Source organism: Caulobacter sp. GW456-12-1-14-TSB4 (assembly GCF_059424195.1).
The window spans coordinates 262003-288480 of record NZ_JBWKZF010000003.1 but is presented as its reverse complement, the minus strand read 5'-3'; the positions used below and the strand labels follow the sequence as shown (position 1 = coordinate 288480).

General features: G+C 67.8%; 15 protein-coding genes. 11 read left to right on the top strand and 4 right to left on the bottom strand.

Annotated features, from left to right (window positions below):
• Window positions 1-307 precede the first annotated feature (307 nt).
• The 9 genes from AC07YH_RS04705 (at window position 308) to AC07YH_RS04665 (ending at window position 16402) form a co-directional block, all read left to right on the top strand.
• Window positions 308-2056, top strand: coding sequence for a Ca2+-dependent phosphoinositide-specific phospholipase C (locus AC07YH_RS04705; RefSeq protein ID WP_494745837.1), 1749 nt, complete (start codon window positions 308-310; stop codon window positions 2054-2056).
• Window positions 2057-2186: 130 nt separating this feature from the next.
• The gene (locus tag AC07YH_RS04700) at window positions 2187-4949 is read left to right on the top strand and encodes a TonB-dependent receptor (RefSeq protein ID WP_494745836.1); all 2763 of its coding nucleotides are present in this window, start codon (window positions 2187-2189) and stop codon (window positions 4947-4949) included.
• A gap of 92 nt (window positions 4950-5041) precedes the next feature.
• Window positions 5042-5530 (top strand): RNA polymerase sigma factor, encoded by a 489-nt coding sequence (locus tag AC07YH_RS04695; protein WP_494745835.1) that lies wholly within the window; start codon window positions 5042-5044, stop codon window positions 5528-5530.
• A gap of 64 nt (window positions 5531-5594) precedes the next feature.
• Window positions 5595-6608 carry a FecR family protein gene (locus tag AC07YH_RS04690; protein ID WP_494745834.1) on the top strand — a complete coding sequence of 338 codons (1014 nt, stop codon included), beginning with the start codon at window positions 5595-5597 and terminating at the stop codon, window positions 6606-6608.
• Window positions 6609-6684: 76 nt separating this feature from the next.
• Window positions 6685-9666, top strand: coding sequence for a TonB-dependent receptor (locus AC07YH_RS04685; RefSeq protein ID WP_494745833.1), 2982 nt, complete (start codon window positions 6685-6687; stop codon window positions 9664-9666).
• A gap of 239 nt (window positions 9667-9905) precedes the next feature.
• The gene (locus AC07YH_RS04680) at window positions 9906-13001 is read left to right on the top strand and encodes a TonB-dependent receptor (RefSeq protein ID WP_494745832.1); all 3096 of its coding nucleotides are present in this window, start codon (window positions 9906-9908) and stop codon (window positions 12999-13001) included.
• 97 nt (window positions 13002-13098) lie between these two features.
• Window positions 13099-13836, top strand: coding sequence for a SapC family protein (locus AC07YH_RS04675; RefSeq protein WP_494745831.1), 738 nt, complete (start codon window positions 13099-13101; stop codon window positions 13834-13836).
• On the top strand, window positions 13743-14867 hold the full coding sequence (locus AC07YH_RS04670) for a cupin-like domain-containing protein (RefSeq protein WP_494745847.1): 1125 nt from the start codon (window positions 13743-13745) through the stop codon (window positions 14865-14867). Before AC07YH_RS04675 ends, AC07YH_RS04670 begins: the two co-directional genes overlap by 94 nt.
• A 35-nt stretch (window positions 14868-14902) precedes the next feature.
• On the top strand, window positions 14903-16402 hold the full coding sequence (locus AC07YH_RS04665) for a tryptophan halogenase family protein (protein WP_494745830.1): 1500 nt from the start codon (window positions 14903-14905) through the stop codon (window positions 16400-16402).
• A gap of 112 nt (window positions 16403-16514) precedes the next feature.
• Here the strand turns inward: AC07YH_RS04665 and AC07YH_RS04660 are convergent, their stop codons facing one another.
• The 4 genes from AC07YH_RS04660 to AC07YH_RS04645 form a co-directional block, all read right to left on the bottom strand.
• On the bottom strand, window positions 16515-17816 hold the full coding sequence (locus AC07YH_RS04660) for a glycosyltransferase family 4 protein (protein ID WP_494745829.1): 1302 nt from the start codon (window positions 17814-17816) through the stop codon (window positions 16515-16517).
• A 12-nt stretch (window positions 17817-17828) separates the two neighbouring features.
• Window positions 17829-19034: an FkbM family methyltransferase gene (locus AC07YH_RS04655; protein WP_494745828.1), complete on the bottom strand. Its 1206-nt coding sequence runs from the start codon at window positions 19032-19034 to the stop codon at window positions 17829-17831.
• Window positions 19035-19159: 125 nt separating this feature from the next.
• Entirely contained in the window at window positions 19160-20659 is a 1500-nt protein-coding gene (locus tag AC07YH_RS04650; protein WP_494745827.1) for a hypothetical protein, read from the bottom strand.
• Window positions 20660-20717: 58 nt separating this feature from the next.
• The gene (locus AC07YH_RS04645) at window positions 20718-21026 is read right to left on the bottom strand and encodes a helix-turn-helix domain-containing protein (protein ID WP_494745826.1); all 309 of its coding nucleotides are present in this window, start codon (window positions 21024-21026) and stop codon (window positions 20718-20720) included.
• 264 nt (window positions 21027-21290) lie between these two features.
• Between AC07YH_RS04645 and AC07YH_RS04640 the strand changes: the two genes are divergently transcribed.
• Both AC07YH_RS04640 and AC07YH_RS04635 read left to right on the top strand, forming a co-directional pair.
• On the top strand, window positions 21291-24476 hold the full coding sequence (locus AC07YH_RS04640) for a beta strand repeat-containing protein (protein WP_494745825.1): 3186 nt from the start codon (window positions 21291-21293) through the stop codon (window positions 24474-24476).
• Between the two features lie 265 nt (window positions 24477-24741).
• Window positions 24742-26472 carry a type I secretion system permease/ATPase gene (locus tag AC07YH_RS04635; RefSeq protein ID WP_494745846.1) on the top strand — a complete coding sequence of 577 codons (1731 nt, stop codon included), beginning with the start codon at window positions 24742-24744 and terminating at the stop codon, window positions 26470-26472.
• Window positions 26473-26478: the final 6 nt, after the last annotated feature.

Genomic DNA, 26478 nt, shown 5'->3' with positions numbered 1-26478 from the left:
GGCTCATGGTCGGGTCCTTTTGGCTGGGGTGGGAGGACCGTTCCCGGCCGCCCCGTTGTTCTGACAAGCTCACTTTGGCCGCGACGCATCGCCGCATAAATGGAAATGATGGAAAGTCATTGTTTCCAAAAATGCACTCGATCGGCGCGGCGAATTAGGCGTGTTCAGGCTACGGAGCGGGGCGTCGGCCGGCTCGCCCGGTCCTGTCGCTTTTTGAACGGACCCGCCCGAAACTCAGGCGCGCCCTCGCGCACGACTGTCACAAAACCGCATTACGGCTCCGCTTCGAGCTGTACCGGAGATGACGATGCTTAGCCTGCTGCTAGCCTTGATGGCCGCCGAACCCAGCGCCCAGGCGGCGCGGATGAACGACATCCTCGCGGTGGGCACGCACAACTCCTACAAGGCCGCGATCCCGGCCGAGGAACTGGCGGCCATGGTCAAGGCGGCGGGACCGGGCGCGCTGGGCATCGACTACAGCCATCGTCCGCTGGCGGAGGAACTGGACGCCGGCGCCCGCCAGCTGGAGCTGGACGTGGTGCGCGATCCCGACGGCGGCCGCTTCGCCCAGCCCAAGACCGCGTTCGGCAAGGGTTTCATCCCGACCCCGGCCTGGGCGACGGCCATGGCCAAGCCGGGCTACAAGGTCCTGCACATGCAGGACGTCGACTTCCGCTCGACCTGCGTGACCTTCGTCGCGTGCCTGACGGAAATCCGTACCTGGTCGAAGGCCCATCCGGACCACGCCCCGATCCTGATCCTGCTGAACGCCAAGGAGGGCGCGTCCAGCTTCCCCGGCGGCGTCGCGGCCCTGCCGTTCGATGAGAAGGCCTTCGACGCCCTCGACGCCGAGATCCGCTCGGTGTTCACGGACGCCGAACTGGTCACGCCCGACCAGGTGCAGGGCAAGCGCGCCACCCTGCGCGAGGCGGTGACGACCGACGGCTGGCCGGCGCTGAGCGCCTCGCGCGGCAAGGTGTTCTTCGCCCTCGACGAGGGGCCCGAGAAGGTCGCGGCCTATCGCGGGACCCGCAAGTCGCTGGAAGGCCGGGCGATGTTCGTCAACACCGACGAGGTCTCGCCCGCCGCCGCCTACCTGACGCTCAACGATCCGATCGGCCAGCGCGCCCGCATCGCCGCCGCCGTGAAGGCCGGCTTCATGGTCCGCACCCGCGCCGACGCCGACACCGTCCAGGCCCGCAAGGCCGACGTTTCGATGCGGAGCGCGGCGCTCGTCAGCGGCGCGCAATATGTCTCGACCGACTACCTGTGGACCGACCCGCGCTTCCCGGGGAACTACACGGTGCGCCTGACCGGCGGCGAGGCGGCGACCTGCAATCCCGTCCGCATGGCCAAGGGCTGCGACGCACCGTTCGAGAGCGTGGCCGACGCGCCGGTCCAGGGCTACCTGGCTCCCGCCCAGCGTCCGGACCTGACCAAGATCCTCGCCGCTCCGCCGGCCGCCGGCTCGCCACGCGCCATCGCCGACGCCGCCATCTTCGACCAGAGCCGGGCCCTGAAAGGCACGCCGCGTTGGCAGCGGGCCACCGACGATGTCGACGGCTCGGTCTGGAAACACTTCTCGCAGGCGCTGGGCGTGACCATCGACCCGGCCCAGGCCCCGATCCTGGCCGCCCTGCTGGAGCGGGCCGGCGACGACCGCTCGGTCGTCGGTGACGCCAAGACCCACTGGGGGACCAAGCGCCCCTACATGGACAAGCCCGACGCGCCGGTCTGCGAGGCCAAGACCGATCACCTCTCCGGCAATCCGGACTACCCGTCGGGCCACTCGGCGTTCGGCATGCACGTGGCGATGATCCTGGCCGAGCTGGCTCCCAGCCGCGCCGACGCGCTGTACGCCCGGGGCCGCGACTACGCCGAAAGTCGCTGGATCTGCGGCTCGCACAGCGTCAGCGCCACCGAGGCCGGCATGCAGTCCGGCGCGACCATCTACGCCGCCGAGCACGTCTCGCCGGACTTCCGCCGGGACATGGAAGCGGCCCGCGCCGAGCTGGACGCGATCCTCGCCAAAGGGACCTCACCCGCCCGGCCGTGAAGTTTTGATGAAATCAACATCTCGCCGCTGAGGGGCCCTCCGGGGCCGTCGTTGAAGCCGACGGGGGCATGAGCCGAACCGGAGCGTTTGGCCTTCCCTCGTCGCAACAACGACCTCGGGGATACTGCGGATGATCGGACTGAACACCAACGGCGGCCGCGCGCGCCGCACCGCCTGGCTGATGACCAGCTGCGCCGCCATCGGCCTGTTCGCCGCCACGGGCGCCCAAGCCCAGGCCGCCGCCGACGCCGCTCAGGTTGAAGAGATCGTCGTTACCGGCAGCTACGCCCGCAGCCTGCAGAAGGCCGTGGACATGAAGCGCGACACGATCGGCTTCTCGGACTCGATCGTCGCCACCGACGTCGCCAACTTCCCCGAACAGAACCTGGCCGAGGCGCTGCAGCGCATGCCCGGCGTGACCATCGAGCGCAACAAGGGCCTGGGCGGCAAGGTCAGCGTTCGCGGCCTGCCCAGCGAGTTCACCTTCGTCACGATCAACAACCTGGCCACGGCCTCGGGCAGCGGCGGCCGTGACGTCGAGTTCGACATCTTCGCCTCGGAAGTGATCCAGCAGGTCACCGTCCAGAAGTCGCCGCGCGCCTCGGACGAGGAAGGCGGCATCGCCGGCGCCGTCTACATCTCGACCGCCCGTCCTTTCGACTACAACGGCCGCAAGCTGATCGCCTCGGCCGAAGGCGCCTACAACTCGATCTCCAAGAAGACCGACCCGAAGGTCGCCTTCCTGGCCTCGGACACCTGGGGCGACTGGGGCGGCCTGGTGTCGTTCTCGGCCGCGCGCCGTTCGAACCGCACCGACTCCAACTCGGGCATCAACTTCCGCCCGATGTCGCGCTTCCTGGAAGCCGGCGGCGTGCGTGAGAGCCAGGCCGCGGCCGTGTTGGCCCGCGACGCCGGCGTGATCGTCAAGAACACCCGCGATCGCAACGAGACCAACCGCATCATCTTCCAGGACAAGGTCGGCGACCGCGCCTACCTCAACACCCAGGATCAGTGGGGCGGCACCGCCTCGCTGCAGTACAAGCCGTCGGCCAATTTCGACATCGCCTTCGACCTGATGCTGGGCGGCTATGACGCCACGGAGGACCAGTACGACGCGGCCGCCTATTCGGCCTCGAGCCGCAGCACGCTGGAGACCATCCACGAATACGACAAGCAGACGCTGAGCGAGTACGGCATCGTCGTGCTGCGCGACGTCTCCTACACGGCGACCCAGCACGAGATGCTCAGCAAGGAGCAGATCAACAAGACCGACTACGCCCAGTTCGGCACGGAGCTGAACTGGCGTGGCGACAGCTGGAAGGCGCACGCCCTGGCCGGCTATTCGGGCGCCAAGAAGACGCTCGACTACTCGAACCTGAAGCACGTGGCCTACGCCCCGTCGCGCACCCGCTGGACGGCCCAGGGCGGCGAGACCGTCAAGAGCGCCAACCCGGCCTCGATCGACATGTACAACTCGCCGTCGAAGTACCTGTTCGAGGCGTATGAGACGACCCTCGAGAAGATCACCGACGACAAGTACGCGGCTCAGGCCGATTTCACGAAAGAGTTCTCGATCCCGGTGTTGAAGACCATCCAGGTCGGCGCCCGCTACACGGACAAGTCGAAGGAACGCCAGTACGGCGCCTTGAACATCCAGGGGCCGGGCCCGGGCAGCACCGCCTGGCTCAACACGCGGACCATGGCCGACAGCCCGCTGACCCCGATCGGCGACCTGGTGCCCGGCGGCGACTACACGGTCCGCGACATCACCTGGAGCCAGATCTCCAACGAGTACGCCCGCAACACCTTCCGCTACGCCGGCTTCAAGACGCCCTTCACGCCGGGCGACTACTACAAGGTCGATGAGAAGGTCACGAGCCTGTACGCCATGGCCGACCTCGGCTTCGACGTCGGTCCGGTGCCGGTCGCGATCAACGGCGGCGTCCGCTATGTCGACACCTCGATCACCTCGTCGGGCTATCACCAGATCCAGAACCCGAACGGCTCGACGGGCTACACCTCCGCGCCGGTGTCCAGCGACGGCAGCTACAACAAGCTGCTGCCCAGCGTGAACTTCACCGCCGACATCACCGACAGCATCGTGCTGCGCGGCGCGGCCTCGAAGACCCTGATGCGTCCGGCCCTGACGGACCTCGCCTACAAGCGCACCGCCAACTTCAACTCGTTCCGCTTCACCGACGGCAACCCGGCCCTGAAGCCGACCTTCGCCGAGCAGTACGAGATCGGCCTCGAGAAGTACCTGCCGGAGGGCGGCCTGCTGGCCGTGTCGTACTTCAAGAAGAAGATCGAGGGCGTCGTCCGCCAGGCCCTGACCGGCCAGGTCAAGAACGTCACCAAGTACAACGCCAACGGCACGATCGACGGCGTCTACGACTTCGACGTCTACCAGCCGGTCAATGCGGGCGGCTCCTATGACGTCGACGGCGTCGAGCTGGTGGCCATCGTGCCGTTCGGCCTGCTGTGGGAGCCGGCCAAGGGCTTCGGCGTCAACGCCAACTACACGATGCTGGACAGCACGCTGACCGGTCAGTCGATCATCGGCATCCCGACCCCGCCAATCGGCCTGGCCGACAAGGCCTACAACGTCACCCTGTACTACGAGAACGGCCCGTTCCAGGCGCGCGTGTCCTACAACTACAAGGGCAAGTACGTCGAAGGCATCGGCTACGAAATGTATCCGATCACGCGCAACGCCTACGGCCAGACCGACATGTCGGTCAGCTACAACATCAACGACCGCCTCCAGGTGAGCCTGGAGGGGATCAACATCACCGACGAGGTCACCAAGGGCTACACCCTGGATCCGTCGTTCCCCACCATGTACGAGAAGTCCGGACGGCGCTTCTCGCTTGGCCTGCGGATGAACTTCTGAGCCCGCTTGACGCCATGACCGGTGGCGCTCCTCCCTTCGCGGGGAGGAGCGCTTCCGCGCGTTCCCACAAAGGGGGCGAGAGGGGAGGCGGCATGATCGGGCTGCGCGCCGAGCTGGTGTCGTTCCTGCAAAGGCGTGGACAGTCGCTGGAGGACGCCGAGGACATCGTCCAGGAGACCTTCGTCCGCTTCCACCGCGCCGGCCACGAGTTCGGCCAGGCCGATGCGCGGCCGCTGCTGTTCGCCATCGCCAAGAACCTTCTGAAGGACCACTGGAAGCAGGCCGGCCGCGAGCGGGCCCGCACCATGCGCCTGGATACCGACGACACGACCTCGGCGTGGGAGAACGCGCCCAGCGAGGACCCGGCCGCCGACCGCCGCTCGATCGCCCGCCAGGACCTGGCCGGCATCGCCGCCGCCATCCGCGAACTGCCGCCGCGCTGCCGCGACGCCTTCCTGCTGCATCGCTTCGAGGACCTCAGCTATCGCCAGATCGCCGATCGGCTAGGCGTTTCGGTCAGCATGGTGGAAAAGCACCTGGCCGAGGCGCTACGACGGCTGAAAGCCGCGCGGGGGACCTGAGGTGTTCGCCGCTACGATCGTTGTGAAGATACGTCCCACCGCCAGGAAGGCCTGAACAGCCAAGATGATCGACCGTCTCGCCAGCTTGTTCGAACAGAAGCCGCGCACCGCGGAGGACTGGGTCGTGCGCCTGGGCCGTCCCGACGCGCCGCGTTCGACCCTGGCGGCTTTCGAGCGCTGGCTGGCGGCCGATCCGAAGAACCTCGCCGAGTACGAGGACGCCAAGGGCTTGCTGCGCGAGACGCGCGACCTGCGAGCCGAGCTGCTGGGTGAACTGAACCTGATCCCGCCCGCGCCGCCCTCTCGCTCAAAAGCAGCGCGTCGTCGCGAGAAGGCCGGCTGGACGCCCGTGGCCCTGGCCGGCGGCCTGGTCGCCGCCGTGCTGGCGGTGGCCATCGCCCCGACCCTTGTCCACCGCTTCCAGGATCCGCTGGCGGGCGCGGCGACCTACACGACCGCCGTCGGCGAGATCCGCGACGTGACCCTGGCCGACGGCTCGGTGGTCACGCTGGACACCGCCACCACCCTGCGCGCCAAGGTCGATGGCAAGGTCCGCCGCCTGTCGCTGGACAAGGGCGGGGCCTATTTCGCGGTCGCTCACGACAAGGCCCACCCGTTCCGGGTGGCCCTGGCCGACCGGCAAGTGACTGTCACCGGCACCCACTTCGCCACGAGCCTTCGCGACGGCCGTGCCCGGGTGGAGTTGCTGGAGGGCTCGGTCGAGGTTTCGCAGCCCCGAACCTCGACCGGGCCCGTCCGTCTCGTCCCCGGCGACCAGGTCACCTACCAAGCCGGGAGCGCGGTGCGTCGCGAGGCCCGGATCGACCCGGCCACCGCCGTCGCCTGGCGCCAGCGCCGGCTGGTGTTCCAGGACGCGGCCCTGTCCGAGGTCCTGGCCGAGCTCGGCCGCTATACGGACGCCAAGATCACTCTGGCCAATCCGGCCCTGGGCCGCCAGCGCGTCACCGCCATGCTGCCGCTGGACGGTCGCGGCACGGTGATCGACCGCGCCGCCAAGGTGCTGCCGGTGATGCTCAAAAACACCGGTCCGGGCGAGGTCGTCGCGACCGCCAGATAGCTTCGCGAGTCTGTCACGAACGGGCGTTACGAAACCCTGGGCGCCCAGCGCGCCGGGGGTTTTCGCCAGTCTTCGCATGTCTTTCCGCCGCGTGTCCGCCCTGACGATCGCGGCGCTGTCCGCGACCGCGCCGGCGTTCGCGCAAGCCCCCGCCCAGCAAGGTTTGGGGCCGCGTTTCGACATCCCGGCCCAGGACGCCCGCGCCGCCCTCATGGCGCTGTGCCTGAAGGCCGGCTGCGCCTTCGCCCTGTCGGCCGAACCGGGCCGGACCTACCGCGCCAACGCCGTCTCCGGGACCATGCCGTGGCAGGACGCCTTGAAGCGGCTGCTGGCCGGCACCGGCCTGCGCTACGAGATCGCCGACCACGCCTCGGTGCGGGTCTGGGCCGAGGCTAGGCCGGCCACGCCGCGCGTCGCGCCGGTCGTCGAGGAGCCGGTCGACCTGGAGGCGGTGACGATCACCGCCGCCTTCGTGGCTGGCATCGAGGATTCCCTGCTCCAGAAGCGCCGGGCCGACGCCATCATCGACGTGGTCTCGGCCGGCCGTATCGGCGAGCTGCCCGCCGCCAATCTGGCCGAAGCCCTGCAACGCGTCCCCGGCGTGGCCATCGAGCGCGAGGTGGGCGAGGGGCAGTTCGTCAGTGTCCGGGGCCTGGGGCCACTGTTCCAGTCGGTGACCCTGAACGGCGCGCCGGTGGCGTTCAACGAGAACATCCGCAACTCGACCCAGAGCGGCCGGCAGTTCCGTTTCCGCGCCCTCTCGGCCGATCTGCTGGCCGGGGCGGTGGTGGCCAAGTCGGCGACGGCCGATCTGGTCGATGGCGGCATCGGCTCGAACATCGACATCCGCACGGTGCGTGGGCTGGAGGGGCCGTCCTACCTGTCGCTGCGCGCCGACGCCCATCTCGAGGCCCGGTCGGGCGCGGTGTCGCCGGACCTCGCGATCTCCGGCCGCTGGCGCCGGGGCGACGATCGGCTGGGCGTGGTGGCCGGCGTCTCCACCGAGCGGCGCGAGGTCCAGTACGATCGCTTCCAGGTCTCGCGCTACCGCGACGTCGTCATCGGGGGCGCGCCGTTCACCGTTCCCGAGGACGTCCGCACCACGGTCGAGCAGGAGCAGCGGGCCCGGACCACGGCCTTCGCCGGAGCCGAGTGGCGGGTCGCGCCGACCGCGACCCTCTATCTCGACGCCCTGGCCTCGCGCTTCGACAACGGCATCCGGGAAGACCGCATCGTCTACGGCATCGGCGACTACGCGGCCCAGGCCGTGGCGGCGGGCGATGCGCGGCTGGACGGGCGCACCCTGCTGGGCGGCCGCATCGCCGCCGGCCAGATCAGCAACAACCTGGAGGTCTCCGACCAGGTCCACGAGAACGTCTCGCTGAGCCTGGCCATGAAGGCGCAGGCCGGCGGCTGGAACCTGGAGCCGCGCCTCAGCCTGTCCAGCGCCCGTTCGAACCTCGACACCCCGTTGCAGCGGATCGGGGCGGTCAGCCCGCTGGGCGTGTCCTACGCCTTCGACCTGGGCGACGACCTCGTCGAGACCCGCAAGGCGCCCAGGCTATCGACGTCGTTCGACCTGACCGATCCGGCCAAGCTGACCTTCTCGCGCTACGGCGTGCGCGCCACCCAGGTGGAGGACCACGACGTCACCGGCCTGATCGCCGCCGAACGACCGATCGACTGGAGCCTGGGACCGGTGCGGATCGAGCGCCTGCGCCTGGGCGGGCAGGCCACCGACCGGGGGCGCGACTACCAGCGCCGCGACCGCGAGGCGACGTTGCGGCCAGGCGCGGCCGTCGATCCAGGCTTCTTCGACATCGAAGCGCCGAGGGCCGCCTTCGACCGTCTGATCGCCGATCGGCCGCCGGCCTGGACCGCCGCCGATTTCGACGCCTTCCGCCGGGCCTTCGTGCTGGCGGGCGAAGCCGACGGGGTGGTCGTCGACGCCAAGGACCTGGTCCCCACGGGCGCGGACCTGCAAGGCTCCTACAGGGTCAGCGAGCGGATCCTGGCGGGCTACGGCCGGCTGGACTTCGCCACCAGCGTCCTGGGCCTGCCGGCGACCGGCAACCTCGGCGTCCGTGTGGCGCGCACCCGCACCGCCGTGGTCGGTTCACTGCTGGGCGTCGCGGCCAGCGGCTACATGGACGTCCGCCCGGTCCGCTACACCGGGGTCCACGCCGTGGCCCTGCCCAGCGCCAACCTCGCCATCGCCCTGGATCCGCGTTGGCGATTGCGGTTGGCGGCGTCGCGCAGCATCACCCGACCGTCGCTGGCGGACCTGCGCTCGGCCACCGTGCCGGCCAGCAGCCTGGTCTCGATCCTCTACGAGCGCGGCCAGGCCGAGATCGATCATCCCTCACCCGGGACCCTGTTCTCCGGCGTCGGCGGCAATCCGGAGCTGAAGCCCTACCTGGCCACCAACTACGACGCCTCGCTGGAGCGCGAGTTCGCGGGCTTTGGCGGCGTCAGCCTGGCGGTGTTCCACAAGAGCATCGACGACTTCATCGTCGCCTCGGCCCGGCCCGAACGTCTGGCCTTCGCCACCCGCGCCGGGACGCCGGTGACCGCCGTGGTGATGATGTCGCGGCCGCGCAACGCCGGGCAGGCGCATGTCACCGGGCTGGAGGCCGCGTTCAGCCGGCGCTTCGCCCATGGCCTCGGGGTCTGGACCAGCGCCACCTGGGTCGACGCCGCCAGTCGCGACGAGCAGGGCCGGCGCGGCCGGCTGAATGGCGTCTCGCGCCTGTCCTATTCGATCAGCCCCTTCCTCGAGCGCGGTCCGCTGCACGCGCACCTGTCCTGGACCTGGCGCTCGCCGTTCGGGTCCGAGGCCGACATGCAGGGAGGCGGGGTGTCCAGCTTCGTCGTCGCCAGCGCCGGCTATCTGGACGCGGCCGGCTCCTACGACCTCAGCCCGCGCGTCTCGTTGTACGTCGAGGCCAGCAACCTGACCGACACGGTCGAGGCCGCCTACGAGAACCTGCGCACCCGCCCGTTGCAGATCGGCCGGTCGGGTCGCTCGTTCGGCCTGGGCGTGCGCGTCCGGCTCTAGCGTCGCCGTCACCAATTTGTCCGTAGGACATTTCCAACTGGACGCATTCAAGACAGCGCTGTAAAAAACTTTGTCAGCGCTGTCATTTTGTCATTGCGACGGTCAATGACCGATGTTACCGCTAACTGGTCGCTCGTCTCTTGGTGGTTTTCCAGGGGGCGAGGGGCGGGAAGAGAGCCGGGAATAATCCCGGCGTAACAAAAACATCGCCCCACAGGGGCTAATTAGGGGGAACGGCTATGAAGCGGCTTCGTCGCTTGCACGCGTCTGCCTCTTGCGTCGCCATCACGGCGGCCATGTTCGCCGGTTCGGCGTTCGCGCAGGCTCAAGACACCACCGCCGTCGACGAGATCGTCGTCACCGGCATTCGCGCTTCTCTCGAACGGTCGATCGCGATCAAGCGCAACAACAGCGGCGTCGTCGACGCCATCTCCGCCGAAGACATGGGCAAGTTCCCAGACACCAACCTGGCGGAATCCCTGCAGCGCATCACCGGCGTGTCCATCGACCGCACCAACGGCGAAGGCTCGCAGGTCACGGTTCGCGGCTTTGGTCCCAGCTTCAACCTGGTGACCCTGAACGGCCGCACCATGCCCACCGCGCGGGTCGCCACGGTCGGCGGCGACCAGAACGCGGACGGCGCGTCGGGCACCAGCCGTTCGTTCGATTTCTCGAACCTCGCCTCGGAAGGCGTGTCCACGCTGGAGGTCTACAAGACCGGTCGCGCGGCCATTCCGACCGGCGGCATCGGCGCCACGATCAACGTCAAGACCCGCCGTCCGCTGGACAGCAAGCCGGGTCTGTCGGGCAGCATCGGGGTCAAGGGCGTCTACGACACCAGCATGGACAAGAAGGTCGATGACTTCGGCCACAAGTACACGCCGGAAGCCTCGGGCCTGATCAACTGGGTCGACGACAGCGAGAAGTTCGGCGTCACCCTGTTCGGCAGCTACCAGAAGCGCGACTACACCTCGCGCGCGGCCACGGTGAACGACTGGAACATCAAGTCCTACGCCGACTTCATCAACCCGGACAACGGCTTCGTCCGTCCCGGCGGCGCGACCCAGATCACCAACGCCCCGTCGAGCCCGAGCACCTGGGTCGCGATCCCCAACGACAGCCGCTACCACTTCGCCCAAGGCGAGCGCGAGCGCGTCAATGGTCAGCTGACGGTCCAGTTCCGTCCGGTCGAGACCATGACGATCACGGCCGATGCTCTCTACGCCAACGACAAGACGTTCGAGCGCCGCAACGACAGCACCAATTGGTTCAACCGTCCGTTCGACAAGGTGACCTTCGACGACAACAAGACGGTGGCCACCGCCGTCCTGCTGTCGGAAAACCTCAGCGGCACCAAGGACACCGGCTTCGAGCAACAGTACCGCGGCAACGAGGACTCGCTGAAGTCGTTCGGCCTGAACGGAACCTGGGATGTCTCGGACCGCTTCCACGTCACCGTGGATGGCCACATCTCGAAGGCTGATTCCAAGCCGAACACGCCGAACGGCGCCAGCTCCACGGCGGTCTCGATCGCCGCGCCGATCCTGACCGCCCAGAACGGCAACTATCAGGGCGACGTCCCGATCCAGAACGTCTCGATCAACGACGCCCTGCGCGGCAACGGCAACGGCCAGCTGGACGTCGGCGATCTGGCCAGCCAGGTCGCCCGCACCTGGGCGCAGCGCCAGCAGCAGAAGGTCAAGGAAATCCGGGCCGACTTCCGCTGGGACCTGGATGACAAGGGCAGCCGCATCGAGTTCGGTGGCGACTATCGCGACTCGAACATGCTGCAGACCAGCAAGTCGACCCAGCAGGACCTGGGCAGCTGGGGCATGTCGAGCCCCAAGGACGTCTCGCAATACGCCGGCAGCCTGGTGAAGGCCTTCTGCCTGGCCTGCCAGTTCAACGACTTCGACCTGAAGCAGACCGGCGCTGGCCTGGTGTCGTTCCGCGCCAACGCCATCGACCTCTACAACGCCCTGTCGCCGGTCTATGCGGCCAAGGGCAATGCGGTGGGTGTCACCGGCCAGGAAAACAACCGCATCCGCGAGAAGATCGCCTCGGTCTACGGCCAGATGGTCTGGAAGTCGGAACTGCTGGATCGCCCGACCGAACTGGTCGCTGGCGTCCGCTACGAGACCACCGACACCGACGCCGTCTCGCTGGTCCTGGTGCCCAGCGCCATCGTCTGGACGGCGGACAACGACTTCACCCTGAAGACCAACGGCGTCTACCAGCCGCTGACGGGCAAGGGTAAGTACAACAACCTGCTGCCCTCGATGGACTTCAAGATCGACCTGCGGGACGATCTGACGGGCCGGTTCTCGTTCAGCCGCACCGTCGCGCGGCCGGACTACAACAACCTGTTCGCCGCCCAGAGCGTCGGCACGCCCAACCGTCCGGTCGCCAACGGGGCCATCCCGCTGGGCGCCATCGGCAACACCGATCTGGATCCGCTGATCTCGGACAACTTCGATGTCTCGCTGGAGTGGTACTACAAGCCCAGCAGCTACATCTCGTTCGGCTTCTTCGACAAGCGGGTGAGCAACTTCGTCGGCACCGGCACGAAGATGTCGAGCATGTTCGGCCTGCGTGACCCCAGCTCCGGCGCGCCGGGCACCCTGTCGGGCAACGCCAAGACCGCCCTGGCGGCCATCGGCGCAGGGGTCGGCGACGTGAACCTGTTCACGATGGCGGCCCTGATCCAGACGACCGGTTCAGTGGCGGCGGCGACGTCCCAGTTCCAGGCCAACCGTCTCGCCAACGGCGACCTGAACCAAGCGTTCGTGGACCAGATCCTGGCGGCCGTGGACATCACGGCCAGCGGCACCGATCCGCTGTTCAACTTCCAGGTCTCGCAGCCGATCAACAAGACCGGCAACATCCACGGCTTCGAAATCGCCGGCCAGCACTTCTTCGGCGACACCGGCCTCGGCGTCGCGGCGGCCTATACGCTGGTGCGCGGCGACGTCGGCTTCAACGACGCCGCCGACCCGGGCCAGGACCAGTTCGCTCTGCTGGGCCTGTCGGATACGGCCAACGCCACGCTGATCTACGAAAAGCACGGTCTGTCGGCCCGCGTGGCCTACAACTGGCGGGACAAGTTCCTGCAAGCCACCAACCGCGGCGGCTCGCGTAACCCCGTCAACGTCGCGCCGTTCGGTCAGCTGGACATCAACATCAGCTACGACGTCACCTCGAAGCTGTCGCTGTCCTTCGAAGGCATCAACCTGACCAAGGAACACCTGCGCACCTATGCTCGCGATGAGAACGAGCTGTGGTTCGCGCAGGAACTGGATCGCCGCTTCCTGCTCGGCGCTCGCTACCGCTTCTAGGATCGGAAGTCTCTAGAGGCTGGGGGCAGGGGGCCGTCGCGCTTGCGGCGGCCCCTTACTTCCTTTGAAGTGCGTGGCCTGGATTGAGTGGGTCCCAATGAACCGAGTGCTTCTCAACAATGTCGATCACGCCGATCTACGGGTGATCGCCGACCACGGCGTCGCCTATGGCGATGGCCTGAACCAGACGCTGGTGCTGCCGACCGAGTTCGAGGCCGTGCAGCGCGAATACCCGATCCTGATCCGCAAGGACGCCGCCGGCGCCTACCAGGCGGTGGCGCTGCTGGGCCTGGACCGCGACGAGAACCTGTTCCTGGACGAGACCGGCTGGAACGCCCGCTACATCCCCGCCGTCCAGCGGCGCGGCCCGTTTTCGATCGCCCTGCAACACGACACGCGCGGGGCCGAGCCCCGGCCGATGATCCATGTCGATCTCGACCATCCGCGCGTCAGCCGCGACGCGGGCGAGCGCCTGTTCCTGCCGGCCGGCGGGGCCGCGCCCTACCTGCAAGGCGTCAACCGCACCCTGGGCTTGATCCACGAGGGCCTGGAGGTGAACGGGCCGATGTTCGCCGCCTTCGACGAGCTGGGCCTGATCGAGCCGATCGACATCGAGATCAAGCTGGACGACCAGACCAGCTACGACCTGCCCGAGGTCTTCACCCTGGCCCCCGATCGCCTGGCCGCCCTCACCGGTGCGGACCTGGAGCGGCTGCACCAGTCGGGCCTGCTGCGCGCGGCCTGGGCGCTGATCGCCTCGATGGGCAATATCGAGGACCTGATCGCCCGCAAGAACCGCAAGCGCGCCCACCTTTTGAAATCTGGCCTGTCGTGACCGCGCTGACGGCCCGCCGGACGCTGGAGACCACGGTCGCGACGCCGGCCGAAATCCCGTTCGACGCCGTGCTGGCCGGCCAGACGCCGATGGTCTTCAAAGGCCTGGCGCGCGACTGGCCGCTGGTCCAGGCGGGCCTCCAGTCCGCTCAGGCGGCCCGCGACTACATCCGCGCCCACGACCGGGGCGGCGGGGTGGTGGGCTATACGGGCGATCCGACGATCAAGGGCCGGTTCTTCTACGACGACACCCGCACGGCCATGAACTTCAAGGCCGGGCGCGCGCCGCTGGAGACCTTCCTGGAACGGATCGAAGCGGTCGAGGGTCTCAACGACGCGCCGTCGATCTATGTCGGTTCGGCCGATCTCGACGCCTATTTTCCGAGTTTGAAGGCGGCCAACGACCTGGGCCTGGGCCCTGAGGTGTTCGGCCCGCAGCCGCCGATGGCCGGCATCTGGATTGGCAACCGCACGACGGCCGCCGCCCACTACGACATGTCCAACAACATCGCCGTCTGCGCCGTGGGCCGGCGGCGCTTTACCCTGTTCCCGCCGGACCAGGTGGCCAATCTCTATCCCGGCCCGCTGGAGCCGACGCCCGGCGGCCAGGTGGTCAGCCTGGTCGACTTCGAGAGCCCCGACTTCGAGCAGTATCCCGGCTTCCGCGAGGCGATCGACAGCGCTCAGGTGGCCGAGCTCAAGCCTGGCGACGTCCTCGTCTACCCGGCCCTGTGGTGGCATCAGGTCGAGGCCCTGGAGCCGTTCAATGTGCTGGTGAACTACTGGTGGAACGCCGCGCCGGGCTTCGTCGATACGCCGATGACCACCCTGCTGCACGGCCTGCTGAGCCTGCGCGACCGGCCCGAGTTCGAGAAGCAGGGCTGGAAGGCCCTGTTCGACTACTACCTGTTCGGCCCCGCCGAGCGCGCCGGGGCGCACCTGCCCGAGGCCGCGCGCGGACCGCTGGGTCCGCTGGACGAGATGAAAGCCAGACGGCTGCGGGCGCACCTGCTCGACCGCTTCAATCGATAGAATGAACCGATAACAAGAACGAAGGGGAGGGGCGCATGACCCAGCAGACGATCCGCAAGGTGGTGATCGCGGGCGGGGGCACCGCCGGCTGGATGGCCGCCGCGGCCCTGGCCCGGCAGTTGGGCCCGCTGCTCGACATCACCCTGGTCGAGTCCGAGGACATCGGCACGGTCGGGGTCGGGGAGTCGACCATCCCCACCGCCCGCACCTTCAACGCCCTGCTCGGCATCGACGAGGCCGAGTTCATGGCCGCCACCCAGGCGACGTTCAAGCTGGGCATCTCGTTCGAGCACTGGGGCGAGATCGGCGACCGCTACATCCACTCGTTCGGCCAGGTCGGCAAATCCACCTGGATGGGCGGTTTCCATCACTTCTGGCTGCAGGCCCGCGAGCAGGGCTTCGGCGGCGACCTCGGCGACTACTGCCTGGAGCTGAAGGCGGCCGAGCAGAACCGGTTCGTCACCGGCGAGAACGGCCCGCTGAACTACGCCTACCATCTGGACGCCGGTCTCTACGGCCGGTTCCTGCGCGGCATGGCCGAGGCCGATGGCGTGCGCCGCGTCGAGGGCAAGATCGCCAGCGTCCGCCAGCGCGGCGAGGATGGCTATGTCGAGGCCGTGGTCATGGAGAGCGGCGACGTGGTCGAGGGCGACCTGTTCGTCGATTGCACCGGTTTCCGAGGTCTGCTGATCGAACAGACCCTGAAGGCGGGATTCGAGGATTGGGGTCATTGGCTGCCAACCAACAGCGCCCTGGCCGTCCAGACCCGCTCGACCGAGCCGGCCGTGCCCTACACCCGCGCCATCGCCCACAAGGCCGGCTGGCGCTGGAAGATCCCGCTGCAGCACCGCGTCGGCAATGGCCTGGTCTACTGCAATGAATACATGTCCGACGACGAGGCGCGGGCGCAGCTGGTCGGCGAGATCGAGGGCGAGACCCTGATCGAGCCGCGCCTGATACGCTATCGCACCGGCCGCCGGCGCAAGACCTGGGACAAGAACGTGGTGGCCCTGGGGCTGGCCAGCGGCTTCGTCGAGCCGCTGGAGAGCACCTCGATCCACCTGATCATGATCGGCGTCACGCGGCTGATGAAGCTGTTCCCGTTCGGCGGGATCAGCCAGGCGGCGATCGACCACTACAACCGTCAGGCCGACGATGAGCTGGAGAAGATCCGCGATTTCATCATCCTGCACTACAAGGCGACCGAGCGGACCGACAGTCCGTTCTGGGATCGCGTGCGCGAGATGGAGATCCCCGACAGCTTGGCCCAGCGTATCGACCTGTTCCGGCAGAGCGCTCAGGTCTACCAGGCGGCGGGCGAGCTCTTCCAGACCGACTCCTGGCTCCAGGTCCTGCTAGGCCAGCGGATACAGCCGCAGACCTTCCACCACATGGGCCGGCTGATGCCGCCGCAGCAGCTGAAGGCGGCGCTGGACGACCTGAAGCGCAACGTCGACGGCATGTTGGTCCGCCTGCCGCAGCACCAGGCCTTCCTCGACAGCTACTGCGCGCCGCCGATGGGCAAGAGCGCTTGAGGGGGCGAAAACCTCGTCCTTCGACGAGCTCAGGATGAGGTCTTCTACTCGTCCGGCGTGGAAATAGTCCTCATCCTGAGCCTGTCGAAGGACGAGGACGGACCCGCTGCGTCTACGCCCCGAGCGGCGCGAACAGCTTCTGCAAGGTCGCGCCGATCCGCGCCGCCGTCGGATCGCCTTCGCCCAGGCCCATGGCGTTCAGTTCGCCGCCGATGCGGCGGCCGACGGCCAGCAGCGGACGGCTGGTGACCTCCGCCTTCGCCAAGTCCTCGATCGCCTCGGCGTAGCGGGCGGCGTTGAGGTTGGCCAAGGCCCAGGCGCGGGCGGCCTTGCCGGTCTCGCGGCGCAGGGCCTCGTCGGCGACCAGGCGCTCCAGGGTCTGGCGCAGCTCCTCGACCACGATCTCGCCGTCGATCTTGAAGACCAGGTCATCGGGCAGCTCGCCATAGAAGCCGGCCCGGGCCACCACGGTCGGACGGCCGCTGAGCATGCCCTCGCAGGCCGAGCCCGAGGCGCCTTCCAGCACCGGCTTGCGCAAGGCGACCATGATATCGGCCTCGTCCAGCCGGCGATCCAGCGTGTCGTCATCGACCGCGCCGTCGATGACCAGGTGCTCGAAGCCGACCTCGTCGGCGACGGCCTCCAGCTTGGCGCGCTCCTCGTCCGAGATCGGGCCGACCAGGCGATAGACGCAGGCCTTGAGAGCGTCGGAGCCGCCGATGGCGTGGATCACTTCGGCCACGCGCTTGTTGGGGTTCATCACGCCGACCGTGGTGAGGGTCAGCTGGGTCTTGGCCTTCGGCGGTCCGGGCGGCGTCGCGCGGTCGGGGCAGCACAGCGGCGTCACGGCCACGGGGCCCTGGACGACCGCCTCCAGCTTGGGCGCGTAGAAGTTGGCGTGGGCCAGGGCGGCCTCGCAGCGGCGGGCCAGCCACTCGGTCATCGGCAGATGCTTGGCGATCTCGCCCATGTCCAGCATCTGGCCGGAGCGGACGGCCACGGCGTGCGGCAGGGCGGCCTCGCCATAGGTCGCGACGATCTCGGCGTCGTGCCGGCGGTAGTCCAGCCCGTTGTAGTGCAGCCAGCCCGAGAACAGGTTGTAGATGTAGAAGTCGTGGAAGATCCCCAGGCACGGCGCGGCGTCCAGGATCGCGAACACGCCGGCGTGGAAGGGGTAGTTGTCGCCGATATTGACGATGACGACGTCGAACTCGGTCCGCAGGCGCGACAGGTCGTAGCGGCGCCAGTGATGAACCGGCAGGGCGGTCGGGTGCAGCGGCTCGTCGCCGACCTCATCCTCGCAGCGCAGGATGTCGACCTGGTGGCCGCGCAGGGCCAGGTGCTTGGCGACCTCGGCGCTGACGCGGCCGATCGACGAGCGCAGGACGAAGGGCGTCACCCAGCAGATCTTCATGGGGAGCCGTCCCTAGCGCTGCAGCAGGCGCTTCTCGGCGTCGCCGCCGGCGCGCACAAAGGCGATGTTGGCCGAGACCACCTTGGCGGCGGCCTTGGCGTTGGTCGGCTCGGCCGCCCCGCTGGCCTCGTCGATGATGTAGGCCTTGAAGCCGGCGTCGGCGAAGGCCTTGAACCACTGGGCCGGGGTCTGGCCGACGCGCTTGAGGTGCTCGGGGCCGAACTCGGCGACGATGGCCAGGTCCTTGTTCTTGGCGATCAGGCCCGACATGCCGGCCAGCACGTCCAGCTCGGCGCCCTCGACGTCGATCTTGACCACGTCCATGCGCTTGGCCGGGGCGACGTCGTCCAGGCGCACGACCTCGACCTGGATTTCGCGGGAACCCTCGTTTTCGGGCAAGGCGTACAACGAGCTGTGGCCGATGATGTCGCTGACGTGGAAGGTCAGCTTACCCGGCTTCTCGCCGACCGCTTGGTCGCGCACCTCGACCCAGGACAGGCCGTTGAGGTGGCGCATCTTCTCGAGGTTCGAGCGCGGGACCGCCTCGGGCTCGAACGAGATCACTCGGCCGTTCGGTCCGACAGCCCAGGCCATGATCAGGGTGATCATGCCGATATTGGCGCCGACGTCGGCGACGACCATGCCAGGCTGGACCAGGCGGCGCAGCACGTCGCCGGTGCCGGGCTCCAGGCCGCGGCTGGTGGCGTTGGCCAGGCTGGTCACGAAGGTCGGCAGGTTGCTGGGCGCCATGACGTAACCGTCGCGCATGCGGATGGCGGTCGACTCGGCGTCGTAGTGGATCAGTGGCCGGGCCTTGATCTCCAGCTCGTCGAAGCGCGGGCCGAACAGGCCGGGCAGGCGAGCCAACTCGCCATAGGCCTGGTCGCCGCGATTCTGGACGTGGGACAGCTGGGCCGACATGGTCTGCAGGGCGGCCGTGGCGACCTGCTGCTGTTGCAGCACCAGGTGCAGCAGGGTCTGGGAATGATCCAGCCGCGCCTGCGTGGCCTGCAGGTCGGCGGACAGGACGTTCAGGTGCGCCTGCGTCTGACGCAGCTCGTGCTCGACGCTGGCCTGCAGATAGCGACGCGCATAGTTGGCGACCGGCGACAGCACCGGGCCGATCAGGCGGCGCGCGAAACCGAAGCGACGGCGCGGCGGCGGGCCGGCGGGCGGGGAGGGCGAAGCCTCCGGCGTATCGGCGGCGGGAGCGCGCATGGCGGAACTAATCGCCAGGTCCAGGCGTGCGGGCCTCAAGGCAGTCCTTCCCGAACGCGACCTGACGGTCGTCGATCTTTGATCTCGCGAAACCATGGGAGCGCCGGGCGCTCCCCCTGTTTCGTCTAGACCAGAATCCCGTCGTGCAGGAAGGACGAATGATCGCCCACGAGGCTGACCGAGCTGCCATCGAAGAAGGTGAAGGTCATGCTCATCGGATCGTGGATCGCACCCGGATCGTGGACCGTGCGCGAGTCGAACATCACCACCTGCATGCCCACCGTCATGATGCCGACATCCGTGGTATGGGCGAGGAAGTAGTCGATGAACTCGCGAACCAGCTCAGTGGGCGCGAAGCCGTGATAGGGCGGCGGCTTGGGCTCGTTGGGCGGCGACGGGTTGTTGGTCGAGGGCGGGTTCAGCACGCCGCTATCCGGCGTGGTCTCTCCGCCAGACGGTTGCGGGGCCGGATCGACGAGGTCGGAGTCCGGCGAATGCTGCCCGGGCGCGGGCGTGAGGTAGTGGTCGCCCTTCGCGATGATATCGGCCAGGACGTCGGGAAGCTTGGTGACCTCGATGACGCTGATCTTCTGGTACGAGGCCTCTCCGACCACGCCACGCACCAGCTGCACGGCTTCCACCGTTTGGCCAGCGCCCCAGTTGATGCGCACGTTCAGCGCCCAGTTGGCTGTGTCTTCGCTGGACGAAGCCAGTTGGGGCGTTTCGAAGCGATCGATCGCGCCGATCTTCACCACGTCGTCGCCCCGGGCCGGAGCGAGTTCGTTCGAGGCGCTGTCGGGCAGGGTGGACAGCAAGGCCACCAGCGACAACACCGAAGGAACGGTCTGGGCCGGGCTGTTGTCGACCGTCATCAGGTTCGCGTGGCTGCTGACCGGCGTTAAGCCGTCTGCCTGAGGAGCCAGGGCGTTCACGCCGCCGAAATCCAGCGCCGCGGCGGCGGCGGTGACGCCCGCGCTTACGACGGAAGGGATGGTGGCGTCGGCCGCGTTGTAGTCGGAAGCCAGAAGGGCGGCCGCCAGGATCAGGACCGCCTGATTGGCGGGGATCTGGACGGAATCGTAGGCCGGCTGCTGAAACGCGATCGGCGCGACGCCGTTCGTCAGGCCCGCGTTCGAGCTGGACGACAACAGCACCGGCCGGTGATGGCCGCTCTGGGCGTTCGTCGCGCCCGACTCGGCGGCGCGGGCCTCGCCCGTCTTGAAGAAGGCGGTGCCGACCACGGCCACCAGCAGGGCGGCGGGGTGGATCGACAGGTTGCCGCCGTTGTCGGTCTTGCGGATCAGCGGGTGACGGGCCACCAGGTTGCGGACCAGGGCCGTGAAGTCGAAACCGCGGGCAATCTCTTCATAGGCCGGCCCGGCGATCATGTACTCGCCGTCGATCCGGGCGAAGTGGATGACAACCTCGCCGTCGTCCGAACGGTAGAAGACGAACCAGGGCTCGTTCTCGTCGCTGAGGCCGCGATCGGTGCCGACGCGGACGCCCGCGCGGATCAGGGCGCTTTCGACACGATAGAATTCGGCCAGCTCCTGCTGGCTCCAATCGACCGGCGCGGGCGCATGGCGAGGCGCGCGCTGAAAGAACGAAAGGACCTGTGCGGCCATACGGTGGACGTTTCCCTACGTCTAGACGGACCGTCGGCTCCCCGCCGACGGCGACATGTTAACCGATCGGTTCTTCGCTGAACAGGATTTCGTAGGTGATCGGATCGTAGAAGCGGAGCAGTTCGCGGACGAAAGTCTTCTGCGGAACCTCCAGCGCCAACGCCCAATCCCTGTAACGGTCCGGCGGAATACGCCCACGACCTGTCTCAAGCTGGGAGATGAAGGTGTAGTAGTCGGCCCCCACCTTGGCGGCGAGCTGGCGCTGAGAGAGGCCCGCGGCCTCGCGCTGCTCCTTCAGCCAGCGACCGCCCTCGCGGCGGAGGTCCTGGACGTCTGTCGCGCTACGACGTTGCGGATTGCCATACATTATAAAGCCTCACGGGTCGTTCGGCCTGGGCGGCGCGAGTGCGCGGCTCGCCCTGCCGACGATTAAATCACGCTTCCATATACCCCCTTTCAGAGGGGGGTACAAGGAACGCTATATAGGAATTTGCTGTACCGGTTAGAAAAATGCTGTACAGCTGAATTTCGGCTATTGTCCACGTATGACGTTTGCTCTATAGCCATCGCTGCTCCCATGCGCGCTATTCGGTCGCAGGGGGTGTGGGATTTTTTTTGGGAGACGAGCCACATGGCTTATACGCTTTCTCAGCTGCAGGGGTTCTTCAAGAACGCCAACGCTGGTACCGACCCGACGACCGCTCAGACGCAAACCCTGCAAGGCATTGCGAACTCGAGCGCCACGGGCAGCCTCTCGGAGCCGCAAGCTTTCCAAGCTACGGTTGACCTGGCTTCCGACAGCACCACCGCGGTGAGCGTCGGCACCTACGAATTCTTCCTCGGCTTCGCGCCGAGCAAGGCCGGCCTGGCCGCCCTGAACGCCGCTTACGTTGGCACGGGCGCTCAAGCCAACATGAACGGTGAAAACCGCTTCATCGCCCAGTCGATCTCGCTGGCGCTGCAAAACCCGACCGCTAAGGCGACCTTCGCCACCAACTACGGCACGGGCTCGATCGTTGACGCGACCAAGGCCGCCTACAACGTGATCATCGGCAGCGCCGCCGCCGCCGCCGCCAACATCAACGTCGACAACTCGGTCGCCTTCCTGACCAGCGCGACGTCGATCGCCTACTACACCGCTTTCGTGAAGGCGAACGTCCCGGGCCTCAGCGCTGCTGACCTGGACCTGGCCGTCCGCGCCGCGATCGTCGGCGAAATCCTGTTCCAAGCCACGAACTACAACAACGGCGCTGGCATCGGCTCGTACGCCGCCGCCACCACGACGATGCTGAAGGACCTGGCTGACGACGGCGTCCTGGCTTCGGACAACGCCGCTGGCATCGACCTGTTCGCCGCTTACGGCGGTTCGGGCGTCCCGGGCAACGCCCTGGTCCTGACCACCGGCGTCGACAACCTGGTCGGCACCGGCAACAACGACACCATCACCGCGACGATCTCGCCGGCTGATGGCAACGGCACCGCGACGTCGACCTTCTCGGCCCTCGACACCATCGATGGCGGCGCTGGCACCGACACCCTGGTCCTGAACGACACCGTCGGTGGTTCGAACTTCACCACCGCCAACGTCAAGGTCTCGAACGTCGAGAACGTCAAGCTGGCTTCGGTCACCTCGGCCACCGTCGACACCTCGTCGTGGGCTGGCGTCACCGCGCTGAGCACCTCGACCGCTGGTGGCGTGACCGCCACGGCCGCTGGCACGACCTCGGTCACCGTGGTCGACACCAAGCAAGCCGCCGGCGCGATCACCGTTGACGGTGGTTCGAACATCTCGGTCACCACCAGCTCGGCTGGCACCGGCGTCATCAACGTCGGCCAAACCACGGCTTCGACCGGCACTGTGTCGGTTAAGGCCACGGAAACCGCCGGCGCGACCCAAGGCGCGATCAACGTGAAGGGCGGCACGATCGTCTCGGTCACGCAAGCCGCGAGCAACGACGTCAACACCACGGCCGTCCTCAGCACCGTGACCGTGACCGGCACCGCCACCACCGCCAACGTGTCGGTGACGCAAGCCGCTCCGGCGACCGCTGACGCCACCACCGCCGGCGTCACCGCCGGTAACGTGGGCATCACGGACGTCAACAGCGCTTCGGGCACGAAGGCTGGCACCATCACCACGGTGTCGATCGCCAACTCGGGCAACGTCACGATCGCTGACAACTCGCTGGCCACCCTGAACCTGTCGGGCACCGTCGGCACCGTTGGCGTCACCGCCAACGCCACCGCCATCACCGGCGGCGTCGCGGCCACCACCCTGGCCCTGGGCCTGGGCAAGGGCGGCACCGGCGCGATCACCGCCAACCAGTACAAGACGATCAACGCTACGGTGTCGGGCGCCAACACGGTCGCCAACATCGCCGCGTCGGCCGCCACTGCGCTGAACGTTGCCGGTACGGACGTCCTGACGCTGACCTCGGCTGCCGGCCTCACCGCCGTCACCTCGGTCGCCGTCACCGGTTCGGCTGGCCTGAAGGCCAACCTGTCGGCCCTCGGCACCCTGACCACGGTCAGCACCGCTGGCACCACCGGCACCTCGACCCTGACCATCGACGCCACCAAGGTCGCCTTCACGGGCGGCGCTGGTAACGACCTGATCACCCTGGCGGGTGCTCTGGCTTCGGGCGGCAAGATCGACCTGGGCGCCGGTAACGACCGTCTGGCCGGTACCGCCGTTGCTAGCTCGACGACCACGGTCGTTGACGGCGGCGCTGGCATCGACACGATTTCGTCGACTGTGATCAACGCCGGTAACGGCTCGGTCTTCAAGAACTTCGAAATCCTGGGCCTGGCCAACAGCACCCTGGACGCCTCGCTGCTGACGGGTTCGACCATCACCGGCCTGGAACTGCTGGCTGCTGGCGGCACCTACACCGGCGTGACGGCTGCTCAAGCCCTGACCGTCGCCACGAACGTCGGCGCTGGCACCACCGCCCTGACCTTCACGGGCGCTGGTGGTACGGCTGACGCTTACAGCATCAGCTTCGCTGGTGTTGGCGGCGCCACCTCGGCCGCTGCTGCGACCTACGACGCTGGTACGCTCTCGATCGCCAACATCGAGAACGTGAACATCGCTTCGGGTTCGGCTTCGGGCTTCAGCAAGAACGCCATCCTCCTGACCGACGCCGACGCTCGCACGCTGACCATCACCGGTTCGCAAGCGATCAGCGTCGGGTTCACGGGTGCGTTCGGTACGGCCGGCGCCAACGGCGTCAGCACGATCGACGCTTCGGCTGCGACGGGCGTCGTCACCCTCGACACCACGAACGTCGGCAACGCTTCGGGCGGCCTGACGATCACGACCGGTTCGGCTGCTGACGTTGTCTCGCTCGGCACCCTGTCGACGCTGAACGTCGGCGCGGGTAACGACAAGGTCACGGTTCTGGCTGGCGGCGTCGGTTCGACGATCAACGCCGGTACCGGCACCGACAGCGTGACCGTCGGCGCTGCCGTCGGTCTGGGCGCCGGTAGCACGGCGACGACGATCGCTGGCTTCGGCGCCGGTGACTCGATCACCTTCGCCAACCACGGCACCGAAACCTTCCAGACCACCGCTGTGGACGTGACTGCTGCCACGACCCTGGCTCAGGCTCTGGACCTGGCTTCGACCGCTGACGGTTCGACCAACGGCGCGATCAAGTGGTTCGTGTACGGTGGCGCCACCTACCTGGTGGAAGACAACAGCGCCGGTGCGACCTTCCAAGCTGGCGCCGACATCGTGGTGAAGCTGACCGGCCTCGCCTCGAACGATCTGTCGGGCGCTGCTGGCGCTGGCACGCACATCATCACGCTGGCTTAATAAGCCCGCGTCGCCGACCGCTTTCGGGCGGTCGGCGGTTGTGCCGACTATAGGAACGCCGCCTCGGTTCGCCGGGGCGGCGTTTTCTATTTCCGGCGCGAACCTCCCGCGCGTTCCCCTCTTGCGGGCGTCATTCCCCTATGCTCTAGCCCGGGGAGGGGACGAGGCGCTTATTTTCCGCCACAATTTCGTGGTCGAGACGCGACCTTAGTTGTTACTGTATATGGCCCGCTTTCCTGGCGCGGCGTCTCGAAGGCTCGATATGATCTTCACCCGCTCCAGCGCGAAGCCCACCGTTCTCGATCGCGCTGTCGAGGTCATGAGGCCGGCGGTGATCACCGCCATGGTCTTCAGCTTCTTCATCAACGTCCTGGCTCTGGTCAGCCCGCTGTACATGCTGCAGGTCTATGACCGCGTGCTGTCCAGCCGCAACGTGGCGACGCTGGTGGTGCTGACGCTGCTCTGCATCTTCCTGTTCGTCGTCTACGGCCTGCTCGAGGCTCTCCGCACCCAGGTGCTGGTCCGCGGCGGCCTGAAGTTCGACAACGAGGCGCGCGACCCGATCTTCAAGGCGGTGCTGGACTCGACCCTGACCCGCCGGGGCCCGGGCGGCCAGGCGTTCCGTGACATGGACCAGGTCCGCGAGTTCATGACCGGTGGCCTGATCGCGTTCTGCGACGCGCCCTGGACGCCGGTCTTCATCATCGTCTCGTTCATGCTGCACTGGTATTTCGGCGTGCTGGCCGTCATCAGCTGCTTCATCATCTTCGGCCTGGCCGTGATGAACGACCGCAGCACCAAGAACCCCGTCCAGATGGCCACCCTGGCCTCGATCGCGGCCCAGAACGACGCCAACTCGACCCTGCGGAACGCGGAGGTCATGAAGGCGATGGGCATGTGGGGCGGCTTGCAACAGCGCTGGCGTGGTCGTCGCGACGAGCAGGTGGCCTGGCAGGCCGCCGCCAGCGACGCCGGCGGCGCGGTGATGTCGGGCATCAAGGTGTTCCGCCAGGTGGTCCAGACCTTGATCCTCGGCGGCGGCGCCTATCTGGCCATCCAGGGCAAGATTTCGGCCGGTTCGATGATCGCCGGCTCGATCCTGGTCGGCCGCGCCCTGGCGCCGATCGAAGGCGCCGTTGGCCAGTGGAAGAGCCTGCTGGGCGCCCGCAGTTCGTGGGACCGCCTGCAGACCATGCTCCGTGAAGAGAAGAACACCGAAGACCACATGGCGCTGCCCGATCCGCGCGGCGTGCTGTCGGCGGAAGCCGCCACGATCGTCCCCCCGGGCGCTCAGCAGCCGACCATGCGTCAGGCCAGCTTCCGCGTCGAAGCGGGCACGTCCGTGGCCATCGTCGGCCCGAGCGCGGCCGGCAAGTCGTCGCTGCTGCGCGGGATCGTCGGCGTCTGGCCGTGCACGGCGGGCGTGATCCGTCTGGACGGCTACGACCTCAAGCAGTGGGACCCCGAAAAGCTCGGGCGCCACATCGGTTACCTGCCGCAGGACATCGAGCTGTTCTCCGGAACCGTGGCCCAGAACATCGCCCGCTTCACGCAATACGAGTCCCAGGAAGTCATCGACGCGGCCGTCCTGGCTGGCGTGCACGACATGATCCAGAGCCTGCCGGGGGGTTACGACACCCCGATCGGCGAGGGCGGCGCCTCGCTCTCGGGCGGTCAGCGTCAGCGCCTGGCGCTGGCCCGCTCGGTCTTCCGGATGCCGGCCCTGCTGGTGCTGGACGAGCCGAACGCCAGCCTCGACCAACACGGCGAAGTCGCCCTGATGGAAGCCATGCAACGCCTGAAGGCCGCCAAGCGCACGGTGATCTTCGCCACGCACAAGCTGAATATCCTGGGCCAGGCCGACTACATCATGGTCATCAACCAGGGCGTCATCGCCGACTTCGGCGAACGCGACGTCATGCTGGCCAAGCTGACCGGCGCCGCGCCGCCGAGCCCGCCGCAGGCCCCGACCCCGGCGCCGATCCGCGCCAACTAATCCGTC

What these genes read in the sequence shown, in the direction of transcription:
- AC07YH_RS04690 (WP_494745834.1), top strand. Translation starts at nt 5,595, where the DNA reads ATGATCGACCGTCTCGCCAGCTTGTTCGAACAGAAGCCGCGCACCGCG.
- AC07YH_RS04700 (WP_494745836.1), top strand. Translation starts at nt 2,187, where the DNA reads ATGATCGGACTGAACACCAACGGCGGCCGCGCGCGCCGCACCGCCTGG.
- AC07YH_RS04705 (WP_494745837.1), top strand. Translation starts at nt 308, where the DNA reads ATGCTTAGCCTGCTGCTAGCCTTGATGGCCGCCGAACCCAGCGCCCAG.
- AC07YH_RS04660 (WP_494745829.1), bottom strand. Translation starts at nt 17,816, where the DNA reads ATGAAGATCTGCTGGGTGACGCCCTTCGTCCTGCGCTCGTCGATCGGC.
- AC07YH_RS04680 (WP_494745832.1), top strand. Translation starts at nt 9,906, where the DNA reads ATGAAGCGGCTTCGTCGCTTGCACGCGTCTGCCTCTTGCGTCGCCATC.
- AC07YH_RS04645 (WP_494745826.1), bottom strand. Translation starts at nt 21,026, where the DNA reads ATGTATGGCAATCCGCAACGTCGTAGCGCGACAGACGTCCAGGACCTC.
- AC07YH_RS04655 (WP_494745828.1), bottom strand. Translation starts at nt 19,034, where the DNA reads ATGCGCGCTCCCGCCGCCGATACGCCGGAGGCTTCGCCCTCCCCGCCC.
- AC07YH_RS04695 (WP_494745835.1), top strand. Translation starts at nt 5,042, where the DNA reads ATGATCGGGCTGCGCGCCGAGCTGGTGTCGTTCCTGCAAAGGCGTGGA.
- AC07YH_RS04685 (WP_494745833.1), top strand. Translation starts at nt 6,685, where the DNA reads ATGTCTTTCCGCCGCGTGTCCGCCCTGACGATCGCGGCGCTGTCCGCG.
- AC07YH_RS04650 (WP_494745827.1), bottom strand. Translation starts at nt 20,659, where the DNA reads ATGGCCGCACAGGTCCTTTCGTTCTTTCAGCGCGCGCCTCGCCATGCG.
- AC07YH_RS04665 (WP_494745830.1), top strand. Translation starts at nt 14,903, where the DNA reads ATGACCCAGCAGACGATCCGCAAGGTGGTGATCGCGGGCGGGGGCACC.
- AC07YH_RS04640 (WP_494745825.1), top strand. Translation starts at nt 21,291, where the DNA reads ATGGCTTATACGCTTTCTCAGCTGCAGGGGTTCTTCAAGAACGCCAAC.
- AC07YH_RS04675 (WP_494745831.1), top strand. Translation starts at nt 13,099, where the DNA reads ATGAACCGAGTGCTTCTCAACAATGTCGATCACGCCGATCTACGGGTG.